A 14,291-nucleotide genomic window follows, 5' to 3' on the forward strand; every position below is an offset into this window, starting at 1 on the left:
TGAGCCGGTGCCGCGTTGGCGCAGCGCAGCATCGATGCGAAAAACGGGGGACGTCCCCCCGTTTTCTTCGGTTCCTGCAGCCCTTCACCCCGCGCTCAGCGCTCAGCGCGCGGGCGCGGCCGCTGTGCCGCGGCTGGGCGCTCCGAGCGCGCGCAAGGTCTCCTTGACGGTCGCGACACGCACCGCGAGATCCGGGCTGCGCGTTTCGATACGCAGCTTGTCCTGACCCGCGAGCTTGATATGCCGGTGCTTTTGCACCATCTCGATGATCCGCATCGCGTCGACCGGCGGATTCGGGACGAACTGCAGGCCGATCACCGCTTCGCCCGCATCGATCTTCGAAATGCCAAGCGGCTTCGCGGCGAGCCGCAGACGATGCGTTTCCACCAGCGCATGCGCCTGCGGCGGCAGCTTGCCGAAGCGGTCGATCAACTCTTCCTGAATGCCGTCGATCGAATCGTTGTGTTCGCAGTTCGCGAGACGCTTGTACAGCGACAGACGCTCCTGCACGTCGCCGCAATAGTCCGACGGCAGGATCGCCGGCGTATGCAGGTTGATCTCGGTGGTCGCGGCGAGCGGCGCGGTGAGGTCCGGCTCCTTGCCGTTCTTGAGCGCCTTCACCGCGTCGTTGAGCATGTCGGTATAAAGCTGGAAGCCGATCTCGAGAATCTCGCCCGACTGTTTGTCGCCGAGGACCTCGCCGGTGCCGCGGATTTCGAGATCGTGCATGGCCAGATAGAAGCCGGAGCCCAGTTCCTCCATCTGCTGAATCGCTTCGAGGCGCCGTTGCGCCTGCTTGGTGAGACCTTGCGGATCGTGCACGAGCAGGTACGAATACGCCTGGTGATGCGAGCGTCCGACGCGGCCACGCAGCTGATGCAATTGCGCGAGACCGAACTTGTCGGCGCGATGGATCAGGATCGTGTTCGCGCTCGGCACGTCGATGCCGGTTTCGATGATCGTCGTGCAGAGCAGCACGTTCGCGCGTTGGGCGACGAAATCGCGCATCACGCGCTCCAGCTCGCGCTCGTGCATCTGTCCGTGCGCGACCGCGATGCGCGCTTCGGGCACCAGCGCTTCGAGCATCTGCCGGCGATTCTCGATCGTCTCGACTTCGTTGTGCAGGAAGTAGACCTGGCCGCCTCGCTTCAGCTCGCGCAGCATCGCTTCGCGAATCACGCCGTCTTCCTCGCGCCGCACGAAGGTCTTGATCGCGAGGCGCTTCTGCGGCGCGGTCGCGATCACCGAGAAATCGCGCAGGCCTTCGAGCGCCATGCCGAGCGTGCGCGGGATCGGCGTCGCGGTCAGCGTCAGCACGTCGACCTCGGCGCGCAGCGCCTTCAGCGCCTCCTTCTGACGCACGCCGAAACGATGCTCCTCGTCGATGATCACGAGCCCGAGCCGTTTGAACTGCACATCCGAGGACAGCAGCTTGTGCGTGCCGATCACGATATCGACCGCGCCTTCGTTGATCTGCCGGATCGCCGCGTTCACTTCCTTCGTCGACTTGAAGCGCGACAGCTCGGCGATGCGCACCGGCCAGTCGGAGAAGCGGTCGCTGAAGGTTTGCGTGTGCTGTTCGGCGAGCAGCGTGGTCGGCGACAGCAGCGCGACCTGCTTGCCGCCCATCACCGCGATGAACGCCGCGCGCAGCGCGACTTCGGTCTTGCCGAAGCCGACGTCGCCGCACACGAGGCGGTCCATCGGCTTGCCGCTCGTCATGTCGCCGATCACGGCCGCGATCGCTGCGGCCTGGTCCGGTGTTTCCTCGAAACCGAAGCTCTCGGCAAACTTCACATAGTCCTTCGGTTCGAGCGCGAACGCGTGGCCCTCGCGGGCGGCACGGCGCGCGTACAGATTGAGCAGTTCGGCGGCGGTGTCGCGGATCTGCTGCGCGGCCTTGCGCTTGGCCTTTTCCCACTGGCCCGAACCGAGCGCGTGCAGCGGCGCGCTTTCCGGATCGGCCCCGCTATAGCGCGAAATGACATGCAGTTGCGCGACCGGCACGTAGAGCTTGCTGTCGCCCGCGTATTCGAGATGCAGGAACTCGGTTTCGCCTTCGCCGAGGTCCATCGTCGCGAGACCCATATAGCGGCCGATGCCGTGCTGCGAATGCACGACCGGGTCGCCGACCTTCAGCTCGGACAGATCGCGCACCATCGAATCGACATTGCTCGCCTGTTCCTGGCGGCGGCGGCCCGCGCGGCGCGCGAGCGGCCCGTAGAGCTCCGTTTCGGTGATGATCGCGATGCCTTCGCCCGGCACCGCGAAGCCGCTCGCGAGCGGCGCGACGCCGAGCGAGAAGGGCGCCTCGCTCTTGAGCCAGTCGGCGAAGCTGTCGGCTGGGGCGGGCTTCAGCTGGTTGTCGGCGAGCAGTTGCAGCAGCGTCTCGCGGCGGCCCGCCGATTCGGCGGCGAACAGCACGCGGTTCGGTGTCGTGGCGAGATACGCGCGCAGCGCCGAGACCGGGTCGTCGGCGTGACGGTCGATCGCGAGGTTCGGCAACGCGCTCGACCAGGCGCCGTCGGTGTTCGCTGGCAGCATGAGGCGCGCGAACGGCTTCGCGAACGTGAAGAAATCCTGATCCGACAGGAACAGCTTCTGCGGTTCGAGAATCGGCCGGTCGCGATCGTGCGAGAGGAAGTTGAAGCGCTGCTTCGTGTCGTTGGTGAAGCGCCGGATCGCCGCTTCCAGATCGCCGACGAAGGCGAGCTGCGAGCCTTCGGGCAGGTAATGGAAGAGGGTGGCCGTTTCCTCGAAGAACAGCGGCAGATAGTATTCGATGCCCGCCGACGGCACGCCGTTGCCGATGTCTTTGTAGATCGACGCGCGGCTCGGATCGCCCTCGAAGGTCTCGCGCCAGCGGCTGCGGAATGCGGTGCGCGAGGCTTCGTCGAACGGGAATTCGCGGCCTGGCAGCAGGCGCACGTCCTTGACCGGATAGAGGCTGCGCTGCGTGTCGGGATCGAACGCCCGGATCGAGTCGACCTGGTCGTCGAACAGGTCGATCCGGTACGGCAACGGCGAGCCCATCGGGAACAGATCGAGCAGCGAGCCGCGCACGCAGTATTCGCCGGGACGCACGACCTGGCTCACGTGCTCGTAGCCGGCGAGCGTCAACTGCGCCTTCAGCTTCGCCTCATCGAGCCGCTCGCCCTGCGAGAACGAGAACGTGTAGGCCGCCAAAAACGACGCGGGCGGCATCCGGTACAAGGCCGTCGTGGCCGGTACGAGCAGGATGTCGCAGCGGCCTTCGCCGAGATCATGCAGCGTGGCGAGCCGCTCGGACACGAGGTCCTGATGCGGCGAAAACGTGTCGTAAGGCAGCGTCTCCCAGTCGGGCAGGAGTCGCACGCGCGCCTCGGGAGCGAAGAAACCGATTTCCTGCGACAAGCGCTGCGCATCGACCGCGCTTTCGCAGACCACCGCAAGCAGCGGCATCTTCTCGCGATACGCAAGATGGTAGCGGGCGATCAGCAGTGCGTCGGACGAACCGCGCGTGCCGTCGAAGACGAAACGCTGGCCGGCCTTCACGAGCGCGACGGGCGAGGAGGACTGCGAGGATGCGGCGATGTCTGGCATAAAGGAGAAAAAGCGGCTCGGGGTTCACGCGACGGCCAAGTTTACGCGTCTACGGGCGTGGATGCGAAGGACCTATTATAAAATCCGTCCTTCACTTTGACCTGGCGGCATCCGCACTCGTGACTTCCCGTCTCTTCGCCCTGATCCCTTGCGCAGGCACCGGCAGCCGTTCCGGCGCCGTGATGCCCAAGCAATACCGCACTGTTGCCGGTCGCGACATGCTGCATTACTCGCTCGCCGCGTTCGACGCCTGCAGCGAATTCGCCCAGACCCTCGTCGTGATCGCGCCCGACGACCAGCACTTCGACGCGCGCCGCTTTGGCAATCTGCGCTTCGCCGTGCGGCGCGTCGGTGGCGCTTCGCGCCAGGCTTCGGTGCTCAACGGTCTGCATGCGCTTGCCGAATTCGGCGCCCACGACGACGACTGGGTGCTCGTGCACGACGCGGCCCGCCCGGGCATCACGCCCGCGCTGATCCGCACGCTGATCGGTTCGCTCAAGGACGACGCGGTCGGCGGCATCATGGCATTGCCGGTGGCCGATACATTGAAGCGTCTCGACCGCGCGTCGGTCGATGGCCGCATCGCCCGCACCGAGTCGCGTGACGGCTTGTGGCAGGCGCAGACGCCGCAGATGTTCCGCATCGGCATGTTGCGCGAGGCGATCCTGCGCGCGCAGGCCGACGGCCACGATCTGACCGACGAGGCAAGCGCGATCGAATGGTCGGGCCATGCGCCGAAGCTCGTGCAAGGCAGCCTGCGCAACTTCAAGGTGACGTACCCGGAGGATTTCGATCTGGCCGAGGCGATTCTGAGCCGCGGCGCCGGTTCGTGACGTCTGGCCGTCGGCCGTTGACATGATTTGAAGGCTCTAAAGAAGCGCTAAAGCTTCAGCACTTGAGGATATGACGCACATGGATTTCAGAATTGGGCAAGGCTACGACGTGCATGCGCTGGTGCCGGGCCGCGCGTTGATCATCGGCGGCGTGACGATTCCGTACGAGCGCGGGCTGCTCGGCCACTCGGACGCGGACGTGCTGCTGCACGCGATCACGGATGCGCTGTTCGGTGCGGCGGCATTGGGTGACATCGGCACGCATTTCTCGGATACCGACGCGAAGTTTGCGGGAGCGGACAGCCGCGTGTTGCTGCGCGAATGCGTGGCGCGCGTGAAGGCGGCGGGTTTCGAGATCGGCAACGTCGATAGCAGCGTGATCGCGCAGGCGCCGAAGCTCGCGCCGCATATCGAAGGAATGCGCGCCAATATCGCGGCGGACCTCGGTTTGCCGGTCGAGCGCGTGAACGTTAAGGCGAAGACGAACGAGAAGCTCGGTTATCTTGGCCGCGGCGAGGGCATCGAGGCACAGGCCGCGGTGCTGTTGATCAGGGGCTAAGCTGGGTTTTGCACGGGTGATCGAGCGTGCCGCTCAGAGCGTCGCGCCGCCGATCGCCCGATTGCTCGGACACAGCTCTTCCGTTTGCAGGCCGTCGAGGATGCGCAGCACTTCTTCGGGATTGCGCCCCACGTACAGATTGTTGACCGACACGTGCTGGATCGTGTTGTCCGGATCGACGATATAGGTCGCGCGCAGCGCGACGCCCGCTTCCTTGTCGCGCACACCGAGCTGGTCGATCAGCTCGCCTTTCACGTCGCCGAACGAGTAGTGGTTGAGCCGGTCGAGTTCCTTGTTCTCGCGGCGCCACGCGAGTTTCGCGTATTCATTGTCGACGCTGCCGCCGAGCACCACGGCCCCGCGATCCTCGAACGCCTTGACGAGCTTGCTGAACTCGACGATTTCCGTCGGGCAGATCAGCGAAAAATCCTTCGGATAGAAGTAGATGATTTTCCACTTGCCTGGAAACGACTGTTCGGTGATGTATTCGAACGCCGAGACGCCGAGTTCCTCGTGGTCATTGAAGCCCGGCTTGGCGGCGATGACGGTGAACGCTTCGAGTTTGTCGCCAACGGTTTTCATGCAAGAACTCCTTCGAAGTCGCAACAACGGCATGTATCGAATGGCGGCAGCGTGACGATCGGTGGGTCGTCGGCTTACGCGCCTTTTGCGAGCGGAAACTCGATCGTCACTTCGAGCCCAGGTCCCGGCGAGCGGTTGCGCAGACGCAGCGCGCCGCGATACCGCGCGACGAGCCGCTGCACGATGGCCATGCCGAGTCCTGTGCCGTTGGCCTGGGTGCGCGCCGAATTCACGCGATAAAACGGCCGGGTAACGAGCGCGAGCTGATCTTCGGGAATACCGGGGCCTTCGTCGACCACCGAGAGTTCGACGCGCGAATGCGACACGCGCGTTTCGAGAATCACGTGCGGCACGCCGTCGCCTTCACTGCCGCCGTATTTGCGCGCGTTTTCGAGCAGATTGCCGACCACCCGCCGCATGTCGGTTTCATCGGCCTCGATCACTGCGGAGGGTGCGAGCCGCGTGATCAGCCGCATGCTGTCCTCGCTTTGCATGCGCGCGGCGAGTTCGCCCGCGATCACCGAGAGGTCGACAGGTTCCGGCACGCGCTGCACAGGGCGCGCGTAATCGAGGAAGCGGCCGATGATCAAGTCCATCTGCTCGATGTCGTCGACCATCGCGTCCTTGGTGGCCTGGTCGGACGGGCTCATTTCGGTTTCGAGCCGCAGCCGCGCGAGCGGTGTGCGCAGATCGTGCGAGATGCCCGCGAGCATCAGCGCGCGGTCGGCCTCGAGCTGTTCGAGGTCGCGCACCATCTGGTTGAAGCTTCGATTGGTTTCGGCGGCGACGCCCATGCCGCGCTCAGGCAGCGGTTCGGGCGATTGCCCCGAGCCGACCCTGCGCGCGGCCATCGCCAGACGCGCGAACGGCCGGTTCACCAGACTCGTGATGAACGCCGCGCCGAACAGCGAGAGCGCGAGCGCGAACACGCCCCAGCCGGCCCATTGCAGGCCGCTCGCGTTGTCGAGCTGATCGCGATCGAGCGCGACCCAGTAATCGTCGTCGTCGATCTTGAAGCTGATCCACACGCCGTTGATATCGTTCACGCTTTGCGCGATCACGGTGTCGTCGCCGAGGCGGCTGCGGATGTCGTGCTCGATCAGGCGATTCAGCGATTCGTCGGGCTGTAGTTTGTATTTGTCGGTGGCTTCGCGCGGGTACACGCGCACCCCTTCATTGCTCTCCAGATCCTGCAGCAGCGCGCGCCGCAGGTCTGGATCGGAATAGAGGAGTGCGGTGCGCGTGAGCTTGACGATCGCGACGAGTTGCAGAGCGACGCGCTGCGCGCGCGGCTCCCGCTCGATCACGCGAAAGCTCTGGAACCACGCGGCGAGACTGACTGCGATCAACAGTGCGATCAGCAGAAACGTGCGCCAGAAAAGGCCACCGAACGCGAGCGTCAGGAGGCGCCGGTCGATCCGCATGGGCCCTTCTTATGTGAAGTCAAAGACAGAAACTTTCTTGCATGGGATCAGAGTCAGTGCTTTGCGCCGACTCTGGTCGAGGACACACTCAGGCTGCACCGTCGGGAATGAACACGTAGCCAAGGCCCCATACGGTCTGAATGAAGCGCGGGCTGCCCGGATCGGGTTCGATCAGCTTGCGCAGACGCGAGATCTGCACGTCGAGGCTGCGGTCGAAGACTTCGTACTCGCGGCCGCGCGCGAGCTCCATCAGCTTTTCGCGCGACAGCGGTTGCCGCGGATGACGTGCAAACACTTTCAGCACCGAGAATTCGCCCGTGGTGAGCGGAATTTCCTGACCAGCCTTGGTCAGCGTTCGAGTGGCAAGATTCAGCGCGAACTCGCCGAACTCGAACACCTCGGTCGTCTCGGACGGGGCACCCGGCAATTCGGACGGTGACTGCCGACGCAGCACCGCGTGAATGCGCGCGACCAGTTCGCGCGGATTGAACGGCTTGGGCAGATAGTCGTCGGCGCCCATCTCGAGACCGACGATACGATCGACATCCTCACCCTTGGCCGTGAGCATGATGATCGGTGTGCGGTCGTTGCTGCCGCGCAGACGCCGGCAGATCGAGAGGCCGTCCTCACCGGGCAGCATCAGGTCGAGCACGAGCAGATCGAAGCGTTCGCGCACCCAGAGCTTGTTCATGGACGGCGCATTTTCGGCGACGTAGACGTTGAAGCCCTGCTCGCCGAGATAGCGGCGCAGAAGATCACGCAGGCGTGGATCGTCGTCGACGACGAGGATTTTCGAAGGGTTTTTGGTTTCCATGGTCGGCATCTTAGCGCGATTAGAAAGTGGTGCGCGGTTACACCATTTATGGGGTTACAGTCAGTTACAAAATTTACCCGCGGTGTGGCGCGACGTAAAGTATGCGCGTTTAGACTCCTTTACTGAATGCGGCTGTTCGGTGGATACTTCACTCGACAAAACTCTCGCACCCGGCTGTTACCGGGGTTTGTATACGCATCTGAGGTAGCCGGTTGCCGCGCCACGAAGGGAACAACATGAAGGGAGGGGTTTGGCCAAATGTGCGCCTAAGCGTGATCACACTGGCGGTAGCCGGTACGCTCGCAGGCACATTGGGTCCGACGCTCGCCCATGCGCAGCCTCCCGCGGACAGAATGGCAAGCGAGCACGCGCCGCGCTCCGGCAATGGCAGAGCCAGCCACCATAAGCCGAGCATCGATCAGCCTGCCTCTGAAGTGATTCTGCGTACCTCGGTTCCCCCTGATCTAGACCAACGTCGCCGCGACGGACATATGACACCCGAAGAGCGTCGGCTGTTGCGGCAGCATATCGAAGACGCCGTGCGCGAGTTGTACAAGCGGTAGTCACTTCATTTCGGCGTCTTTTGCGCGCGCATCGCCGCGCGACATCCTGTTGCATCTTCAGCAGTCAATTGCCGGCTCCGTGTTCCGTTGAGTCGCCAGCACCGGCGCATTTCCCCAAGGGAAGCCGTATCACCGCCACCCGACAGAGCGAATTGACCCCGGCGCGCCGAGCGCGACACATGGACACTGGATCAGCGTCGCGAGCAACAAAAGCTGTTCAAACAGCGTTACGAACTATTACGGGCATGGTGGGTGCGCGAGATGCTGAACACGCCTGCGCCGCTCAGCGAACGCATGACGCTCTTCTGGCACACCCGCTCTTCACGTCGGTGCAGGACATGGTCCAGTGCCTGCATCTGATGGCGCGACAGAATCGGCGGCTGCGTCAACACGCGCTCGGCAATATTGGTGAGCTGCTGCTTGACACCGCGAAAGGAACGAGACGCTCGTCATGACGTAGGCGGAGTTCGGGCGACGTCCGCGCGAGAACCAGAGCAACGGTAGCGATCACGGCGCGATGGCGCCGCACTTCCTGAGGGCGGTCGCGTACAGGGCGGTTTGTAGGGCGTGCCGGCGATGCTTGCGCGCCTCGACGGGAATGGCAGCCTGCCGGTCGGCGTGGATTTTCGCCAGCTTTATGCGACCGTGCTCCGGCCCTGGTGGGGACGCGACGCGGCGGCGATTCTGCAGCAGCGGTTCGAGCCGCTGCCGTTGCTGCGGGCTTGAGCGTCCATGAGTCTGGGCGCTTGTGCTCGGCTCAGTGCGCTGAGCTTCTCAGTGCGATTGCCTCTTCGCTCACTGCGCCTATTTCGCGCGCCACGCGATCCATAGCTTGCGGATCGGCGTCAACGCAATGCGCTGATGCAACACGTGATAACCGTCGCGCTCGATTTCATCGAGCAATGCCAACGCGAGCGCGGCGAGCGCGAGTAGCGTGCGTTGCGCCCGCCGCGCGCCATTGGGCACCTCGGCGAGCGCGGTTTGAACCGCGGCGCGCGCGCGATGCGTCTGGAAGCGCATCAGCTCGCTGAACGCGTCGGTGTATTTGCGGTTGATCAGATCGGCGGCGGTGACGTTGTAGCGCTGCATCTCGTCGATCGGAACGTAGATACGGCCGTGGCGCGCATCGTTACCGGTTTCGGCGACGAACTGCGCGAGCATCAGGGCCTCGCCGAGCGGGGCGGCCCACTCCGACGTTTGCACGGCATCGCTGGCGGATCCAGTTGCCGCGGCGCGTGACACCAGCGATGCAAAATTGCCGCCGACGCCACGCACATAGCGCCGCAGGTTCGCATAGTCGAGATAGCGCGCCTGGTCGAGATCCATCTCGAAACCGGTGAGCAGTTCCTGAAGAGCGGGATATTCGGCTTGCGGGTCGGGCAGGTAGGCCGCGAGCGCCTCGGAAACCGGATGCGACGGCTTGCCAGCGGCGAGCGCGGCGATTTCTTTTTGCCACCATGCGAACTTCGTGCGGCCGACTGCCGGATCACTGGTTTCCTTCACCGTTTCCTCGAACTCGCGACGCAGTGCGAAGAGCGCCGTCAATAGCGGCTGACTGGCTGCGCGAGCCTGGCGAAGCGCATAGTAGGTGCTCGATCCTGGGGGAGCCGCTTTCTGCTGGCAATAGTCGTCGAAATTCACGGGATGGGTGTGTGGGGAAGGGCTGTCGAGAAGGGGCGGCGTCAGTCGCGGCGCGTTTCTCGCCGAGCCGAAAATTGTAGCATCGGCGCCGCGCGCGCAGATGCCGCTGGATGCAGACAAGCGCGAATCAATCGGTTAGAATCTCGCGCTTACGCTTTCGGACGCGTGGTTAGCGCGGTTGGGAGTGCACAGGACATTCGGGCGCGACGCATCGCGGCGTACCCGGCCGCGAGGGTGGCGAAATTGGTAGACGCACCAGGTTTAGGTCCTGACGCCCGCAAGGGTGTAGGGGTTCGAGTCCCCTCCCTCGCACCACTCATTGGTAGTCGGAAAGAACCCCGTCAAGTCTCTGGACCCGCGGGGTTTTTCTTTTTCCGCTGCTGGAAGGCCGTTGTCGTCCTCAGCGGCCCTCTCAGGCGCCCGGCGCTCCTGGCGCTTTCGGCGATCCCGGGAGTTCTGCCAGCGCAGCGCCTTCGAGGAAGCGGCGTGTCGATTCGAACGCCTGCAGCATCTGGTCCGGCCACGGCGTTTGCAGCATGACCGCCTGATGATTTTCAAATGCCGACGTCAACTGTTTCGCCAGCTCCGGCGAACGAAGATGACGCAGCACGACGCTGAGCGCGATTGCAGTCGCCTGGCTCGCGCCGGCGGTCTGGAGTTCCGATGCGGTGAGTGCCGCGACCTGCTTGTTGATGTCCACTGAAACGTCCGTGAATGAAAAAGAGGGTGAAGGCGCGTTGGCCAATGCTCGATTTTGACACGCGCCACCCGTTGAAGTGAAACGGCGCATTTCATACACAGCCGGTTCGCCGTGCGTTATGACTGCCGTGCGCTCATCGTTCTGATCACTTTATCGAGCGCCGTGCCGAACGCGGCCCTTTCCTCTTCGTCGAGACAGTCGAACAATTCGTCGTTCCATTTGCGCGCGATCGGCATCACCTTGCGATAGAGCGCTCGGCCTTCTTGCGTCAGGGAAACCAGCACGACGCGACCGTCGGCGGCACTCGCTTCGCGCTGCACGAGTCCCTGCCGGATCAGCGCTTCGGCTGCGCGGCTCGCCTGGCTTTTGTCGAGATTGGCATGGCGCGCCAGTTCCATGATCGAGAACGGCCCGAACGACCCCACCGACGCAATCACCCGCGCTTCGGGCAGCGTCACGTCGAGTTTCGCCGCGTAGCGCGCGCTGATACCACGATCGGCCAGTTTGTTCAGCACATGCAGACGGTACGTGAGGAACTGCTCGAGCCCGGCTTTGGCGGAGTCCTTCATGGTCACCCCGTGATGAGTGAAACGGTCGCGGCGCTGTGATTGTTCCTGCAACCGTTTTGTGGGTCAACGCATACCGTATTTCAGGCGCGTCAGCTGCTCGGCTTCGTTGGTGAGCAGGCGAGCCGCGTCGCGAATTGCGACGTCGAGCGTGATCGGCCCCGGCGCCGGCGAAAAGCAGCCGCCGAAGTATTCGGCAAGCCGCGGCAGCGCGGCGGGGTCGACCGCGCCGGACAGCAGCGTGGCGGGCACACCCGCGGCCCGCGCATGCGCACACGCGATGAACGGCGCCTTGCCGTGCAGCGTCTGCACGTCGGAGCGGCCTTCGCCCGTGATCAGCCAGTCGGCGCCAGCAAGTGCGGCATCGAGGCCGATCTGCCGCGCAACCGTTTCCGCGCCCGGCTCGAACCGCGCGCCGAGCATGTGCAGCGCGAAGCCGAGCCCGCCCGCCGCGCCGGCGCCCGCCTGCTCGCGCGCGGTGCGGCCGAGCGCGGCTTCGAGCAGATCGGCAAAGCGCGCGAGCGCCGCGTCGATCGACGCGACCTGTTCGGGCTTCACGCCCTTTTGCGGGCCGAAGACGGCGGTTGCGCCGTGATCGCCGGTGAGGGGATTGTCGACGTCCGACATGCCGATGAACTGCGTATCGGCAAGCCGTGCATCGAGCTGCGACGCGTCGAGCCGTGCAACACGCGCCAGCTGCCCGGGCGTGCCCTCGAGCTCGTTGCCTTGCGCGTCGAAGAGCTTCAGGCCCAGGCCTATGAGCAGGCCAGCGCCTCCGTCGTTCGTGCTACTGCCGCCGAGCGCGACGAAAAAGCGCCGTACACCGGCGTCGAGCAGCGCGCGAATCGCCTCGCCCATGCCGCGCGTGCTGCGCGCCTCGACCGGCACGCCCATGCCGACGGGATCGGTTATGCCGACGATCTCCGCCGTTTCGATGATCGCGCTGCCGTCCGCGAGCAGGCCCGTCAGCGCTTCGCGCGCCGGACCGGCCGCGCCTTGCACGCTGAGCACACGGCGCTCGCCGCCGCTCGTCAGCATGGCTTCGAGCGTGCCTTCGCCGCCGTCGGCCATCGGGCAGATGCGTACGTTGGCGTCGGGGCGTGCGCGCTGGATGCCGGATGCGATCGCCTGCGCGACCTGTTCCGCGCTCAGCGAGCCTTTGAATGAATCAGGAGCGATGACGACGACGGGCGAGGGCGACGAATTCGGCATGATGTCTCTGAGAGATTTGAGTCGTTGTAGGCGGTTGCTGAAGCGGGAGAGGCGACCGGCTGCGGGCGGTGCCTCGACCGAGTGCGTTAGCTTAGCAGCATGGGGGCGGCGGCTAAACCGCTCTGTTCGTGTCCAAACCTCTCGAAAATGGCCATCAAACGCCAGGAATGCAGGGAAAAGTCGATGCAACGATCGAATCCCGGCTAGGCGCGCAAATAGTTTGCTAAAATATTTGGCTCTTTGGACTCAACCGTGCTGCCGGCGGCCTGCAAGCCCGCGGCGCAGGCGCCTGGTCGGTGCAATCGGCGCAAACCGATGCGACGCCGATGCCAAGCGACATCGACAGGCGGCACGAGAAGATAACTGATTCGCTCGAATAATTTTAGGACGATTGAAGCCATGGCTAACGTTGTTGAAAACCTCGGCAAGCTCGAACGCCGCGTAACGATTTCCCTGCCGAAGGATGCCGTGCAGAAGGAAGTGGATTCGCGTATCCGTCAACTCGCGAAGAACGTGCGCATGCCGGGTTTCCGCCCGGGCAAGGTGCCGCTCAAGATGGTGACGCAACAGTATTCGGGTCAGGTGGAAGCCGAAGTGCTGAGCGACAAGGTCGGCAAGGAATTCTTCGACATCAGCCGCACCGAAAACCTGCGTGTCGCAGGTCAGCCGAGCTTCGCGCCGAAGGCCGACGCCGCCGAAGGCAGCTACGCGTTCGACGCGACCTTCGAGGTGTACCCGGAAGTGAAGCTGGGCGACATCGCCACCGCAGAAATCGAGCGCACCACGACCACGATCAGCGAAGCTGAAATCGACCGCACGCTGGACATCCTGCGCAAGCAGCGCGTGCATTTCCACGCTCGTGGCGAATCCGGCGAGCACGGCGACGGCGGCGCGGACACGGCCGCGAAAGACGGCGATCGCGTGACGGTCGACTTCGTCGGCAAGCTCGACGGCGAAGCATTCCAGGGTGGTACCGCCGAAGACTTCAGCTTCATCCTCGGCGAAGGCCGCATGTTGCCGGAATTCGAAAAAGCAGCGCTCGGCCTGAAGGCCGGTGAAGCGAAGCAATTCGACCTGAAGTTCCCGGACGACTACCACGGCAAGGAAGTGGCAGGTAAAACGGCGCAATTCACGATCACGATGAAGAAGATCGAATGGCCGCATCTGCCGGAAGTCGACGGCGAATTCGCGAAGTCGCTCGGCATCGCGGATGGCGATCTGACCAAGATGCGCGCCGAAATCAAGGACAACCTCGAGCGTGAAGCGAAGCGTCGCACGCAGGCGATCGTCAAGAATCAGGTGATGGACGCACTGCTGAAGATCTCCGAACTCGACGTACCCAACGCGCTCATCGAGCAGGATCAGGAGCGCCTCGTCGCGATGGCTCGCCAGGATCTGGAGCAGCGCGGTGTGCCGAACGCCAAGGACGCGCCGATTCCGGCCGCGATGTTCAAGGAGCAGGCCGAGCGCCGCGTGAAGCTGGGCCTCGTGCTGGCCGAACTCGTGAAGGCGAACGAACTGCAGGCGAAGCCGGAGCAGATCCGCGCCGAAGTCGACGAATTCGCGAAAAGCTATGAAGACCCGAAGGAAGTCGTCCGCTGGTATTATTCAAACCAGCAACGTCTTGCTGAAATGGAAGCGTATGTCGTTGAAGCCAACGTCGTCGACTTCGTCCTCAGCAAGGCCAAGGTGACGGACAAGGAAGTGAGCTTCGAAGAACTGGCAAGCGCAACGGCGCAGGCGTAAGCGTCGCTGCAACGGCGTGCCGGCTGTCGGAGCGACCGACGGCCCGCACGCCGTTTTTTTGTGCCGTGG

13 protein-coding genes, 1 tRNA gene and 1 pseudogene are annotated in these 14,291 nt (G+C 64.1%); 7 read left to right on the top strand and 8 right to left on the bottom strand.

Going from position 1 to position 14,291, the window contains the following annotated elements:
• Window positions 1–102 precede the first annotated feature (102 nt).
• Window positions 103–3,582, bottom strand: coding sequence for a transcription-repair coupling factor (gene mfd, locus LJ655_RS07675; RefSeq protein WP_230560644.1), 3,480 nt, complete (start codon window positions 3,580–3,582; stop codon window positions 103–105).
• Between the two features lie 119 nt (window positions 3,583–3,701).
• Here mfd and ispD point away from each other — a divergent pair, with 119 nt between their 5' ends.
• Window positions 3,702–4,415 (top strand): 2-C-methyl-D-erythritol 4-phosphate cytidylyltransferase, encoded by a 714-nt coding sequence (gene ispD / locus LJ655_RS07680; protein ID WP_230560645.1) that lies wholly within the window; start codon window positions 3,702–3,704, stop codon window positions 4,413–4,415.
• 79 nt (window positions 4,416–4,494) lie between these two features.
• Window positions 4,495–4,974: a 2-C-methyl-D-erythritol 2,4-cyclodiphosphate synthase gene (gene ispF / locus LJ655_RS07685; RefSeq protein WP_230560646.1), complete on the top strand. Its 480-nt coding sequence runs from the start codon at window positions 4,495–4,497 to the stop codon at window positions 4,972–4,974.
• A 33-nt stretch (window positions 4,975–5,007) separates the two neighbouring features.
• On the opposite strand, the gene LJ655_RS07690 is transcribed toward ispF, so the two are convergent.
• The 3 genes from LJ655_RS07690 to ompR form a co-directional block, all read right to left on the bottom strand.
• The gene (locus tag LJ655_RS07690) at window positions 5,008–5,556 is read right to left on the bottom strand and encodes a peroxiredoxin (protein ID WP_230560647.1); all 549 of its coding nucleotides are present in this window, start codon (window positions 5,554–5,556) and stop codon (window positions 5,008–5,010) included.
• 74 nt (window positions 5,557–5,630) lie between these two features.
• Complete coding sequence (locus tag LJ655_RS07695; RefSeq protein WP_230560648.1) at window positions 5,631–6,980, bottom strand: ATP-binding protein; 1,350 nt, start codon at window positions 6,978–6,980, stop codon at window positions 5,631–5,633.
• A gap of 88 nt (window positions 6,981–7,068) precedes the next feature.
• Window positions 7,069–7,803, bottom strand: a complete 735-nt coding sequence (ompR, locus tag LJ655_RS07700; protein ID WP_006048917.1) for an osmolarity response regulator transcription factor OmpR — start codon at window positions 7,801–7,803, stop codon at window positions 7,069–7,071.
• A gap of 227 nt (window positions 7,804–8,030) precedes the next feature.
• Here ompR and LJ655_RS07705 point away from each other — a divergent pair, with 227 nt between their 5' ends.
• The 3 genes and pseudogenes from LJ655_RS07705 to LJ655_RS07715 form a co-directional block, all read left to right on the top strand.
• Window positions 8,031–8,357, top strand: a complete 327-nt coding sequence (locus LJ655_RS07705; RefSeq protein ID WP_230560649.1) for a hypothetical protein — start codon at window positions 8,031–8,033, stop codon at window positions 8,355–8,357.
• Window positions 8,358–8,570: 213 nt separating this feature from the next.
• Window positions 8,571–8,717 carry a DUF1800 domain-containing protein gene (locus LJ655_RS07710; RefSeq protein WP_230560692.1) on the top strand — a complete coding sequence of 49 codons (147 nt, stop codon included), beginning with the start codon at window positions 8,571–8,573 and terminating at the stop codon, window positions 8,715–8,717.
• A 76-nt stretch (window positions 8,718–8,793) separates the two neighbouring features.
• Window positions 8,794–9,083, top strand: a pseudogene (locus LJ655_RS07715) (DUF1501 domain-containing protein); the annotation flags it as partial.
• Between the two features lie 78 nt (window positions 9,084–9,161).
• Here the strand turns inward: LJ655_RS07715 and LJ655_RS07720 are convergent.
• Window positions 9,162–9,998, bottom strand: a complete 837-nt coding sequence (locus LJ655_RS07720) for a squalene/phytoene synthase family protein (protein ID WP_230560693.1) — start codon at window positions 9,996–9,998, stop codon at window positions 9,162–9,164.
• Window positions 9,999–10,226: 228 nt separating this feature from the next.
• Between LJ655_RS07720 and LJ655_RS07725 the strand changes: the two genes are divergently transcribed.
• Window positions 10,227–10,313: transfer RNA gene (locus LJ655_RS07725), tRNA-Leu, on the top strand.
• A gap of 97 nt (window positions 10,314–10,410) precedes the next feature.
• Here the strand turns inward: LJ655_RS07725 and LJ655_RS07730 are convergent.
• The 3 genes from LJ655_RS07730 to LJ655_RS07740 form a co-directional block, all read right to left on the bottom strand.
• Window positions 10,411–10,698, bottom strand: a complete 288-nt coding sequence (locus tag LJ655_RS07730; RefSeq protein ID WP_230560694.1) for a hypothetical protein — start codon at window positions 10,696–10,698, stop codon at window positions 10,411–10,413.
• 116 nt (window positions 10,699–10,814) lie between these two features.
• On the bottom strand, window positions 10,815–11,267 hold the full coding sequence (locus LJ655_RS07735) for a MarR family winged helix-turn-helix transcriptional regulator (RefSeq protein ID WP_230560650.1): 453 nt from the start codon (window positions 11,265–11,267) through the stop codon (window positions 10,815–10,817).
• Between the two features lie 63 nt (window positions 11,268–11,330).
• Window positions 11,331–12,476 (bottom strand): glycerate kinase, encoded by a 1,146-nt coding sequence (locus LJ655_RS07740; protein ID WP_230560651.1) that lies wholly within the window; start codon window positions 12,474–12,476, stop codon window positions 11,331–11,333.
• 399 nt (window positions 12,477–12,875) lie between these two features.
• On the opposite strand from LJ655_RS07740, the gene tig reads away from it, so the two are divergent.
• Window positions 12,876–14,222: a trigger factor gene (gene tig / locus LJ655_RS07745; protein ID WP_230560652.1), complete on the top strand. Its 1,347-nt coding sequence runs from the start codon at window positions 12,876–12,878 to the stop codon at window positions 14,220–14,222.
• Window positions 14,223–14,291: the final 69 nt, after the last annotated feature.

This window comes from Paraburkholderia translucens (assembly GCF_020881035.1).
GTDB lineage: Bacteria > Pseudomonadota > Gammaproteobacteria > Burkholderiales > Burkholderiaceae > Paraburkholderia > Paraburkholderia translucens.

Excerpts from the sequence above, each read along its gene's own strand:
- mfd (WP_230560644.1), bottom strand. The coding sequence starts at position 3,582 with ATGCCAGACATCGCCGCATCCTCGCAGTCCTCCTCGCCCGTCGCGCTC.
- ispF (WP_230560646.1), top strand. The coding sequence starts at position 4,495 with ATGGATTTCAGAATTGGGCAAGGCTACGACGTGCATGCGCTGGTGCCG.
- LJ655_RS07690 (WP_230560647.1), bottom strand. The coding sequence starts at position 5,556 with ATGAAAACCGTTGGCGACAAACTCGAAGCGTTCACCGTCATCGCCGCC.
- LJ655_RS07695 (WP_230560648.1), bottom strand. The coding sequence starts at position 6,980 with ATGCGGATCGACCGGCGCCTCCTGACGCTCGCGTTCGGTGGCCTTTTC.
- ompR (WP_006048917.1), bottom strand. The coding sequence starts at position 7,803 with ATGCCGACCATGGAAACCAAAAACCCTTCGAAAATCCTCGTCGTCGAC.
- LJ655_RS07705 (WP_230560649.1), top strand. The coding sequence starts at position 8,031 with ATGAAGGGAGGGGTTTGGCCAAATGTGCGCCTAAGCGTGATCACACTG.
- LJ655_RS07735 (WP_230560650.1), bottom strand. The coding sequence starts at position 11,267 with ATGAAGGACTCCGCCAAAGCCGGGCTCGAGCAGTTCCTCACGTACCGT.
- LJ655_RS07740 (WP_230560651.1), bottom strand. The coding sequence starts at position 12,476 with ATGCCGAATTCGTCGCCCTCGCCCGTCGTCGTCATCGCTCCTGATTCA.
- tig (WP_230560652.1), top strand. The coding sequence starts at position 12,876 with ATGGCTAACGTTGTTGAAAACCTCGGCAAGCTCGAACGCCGCGTAACG.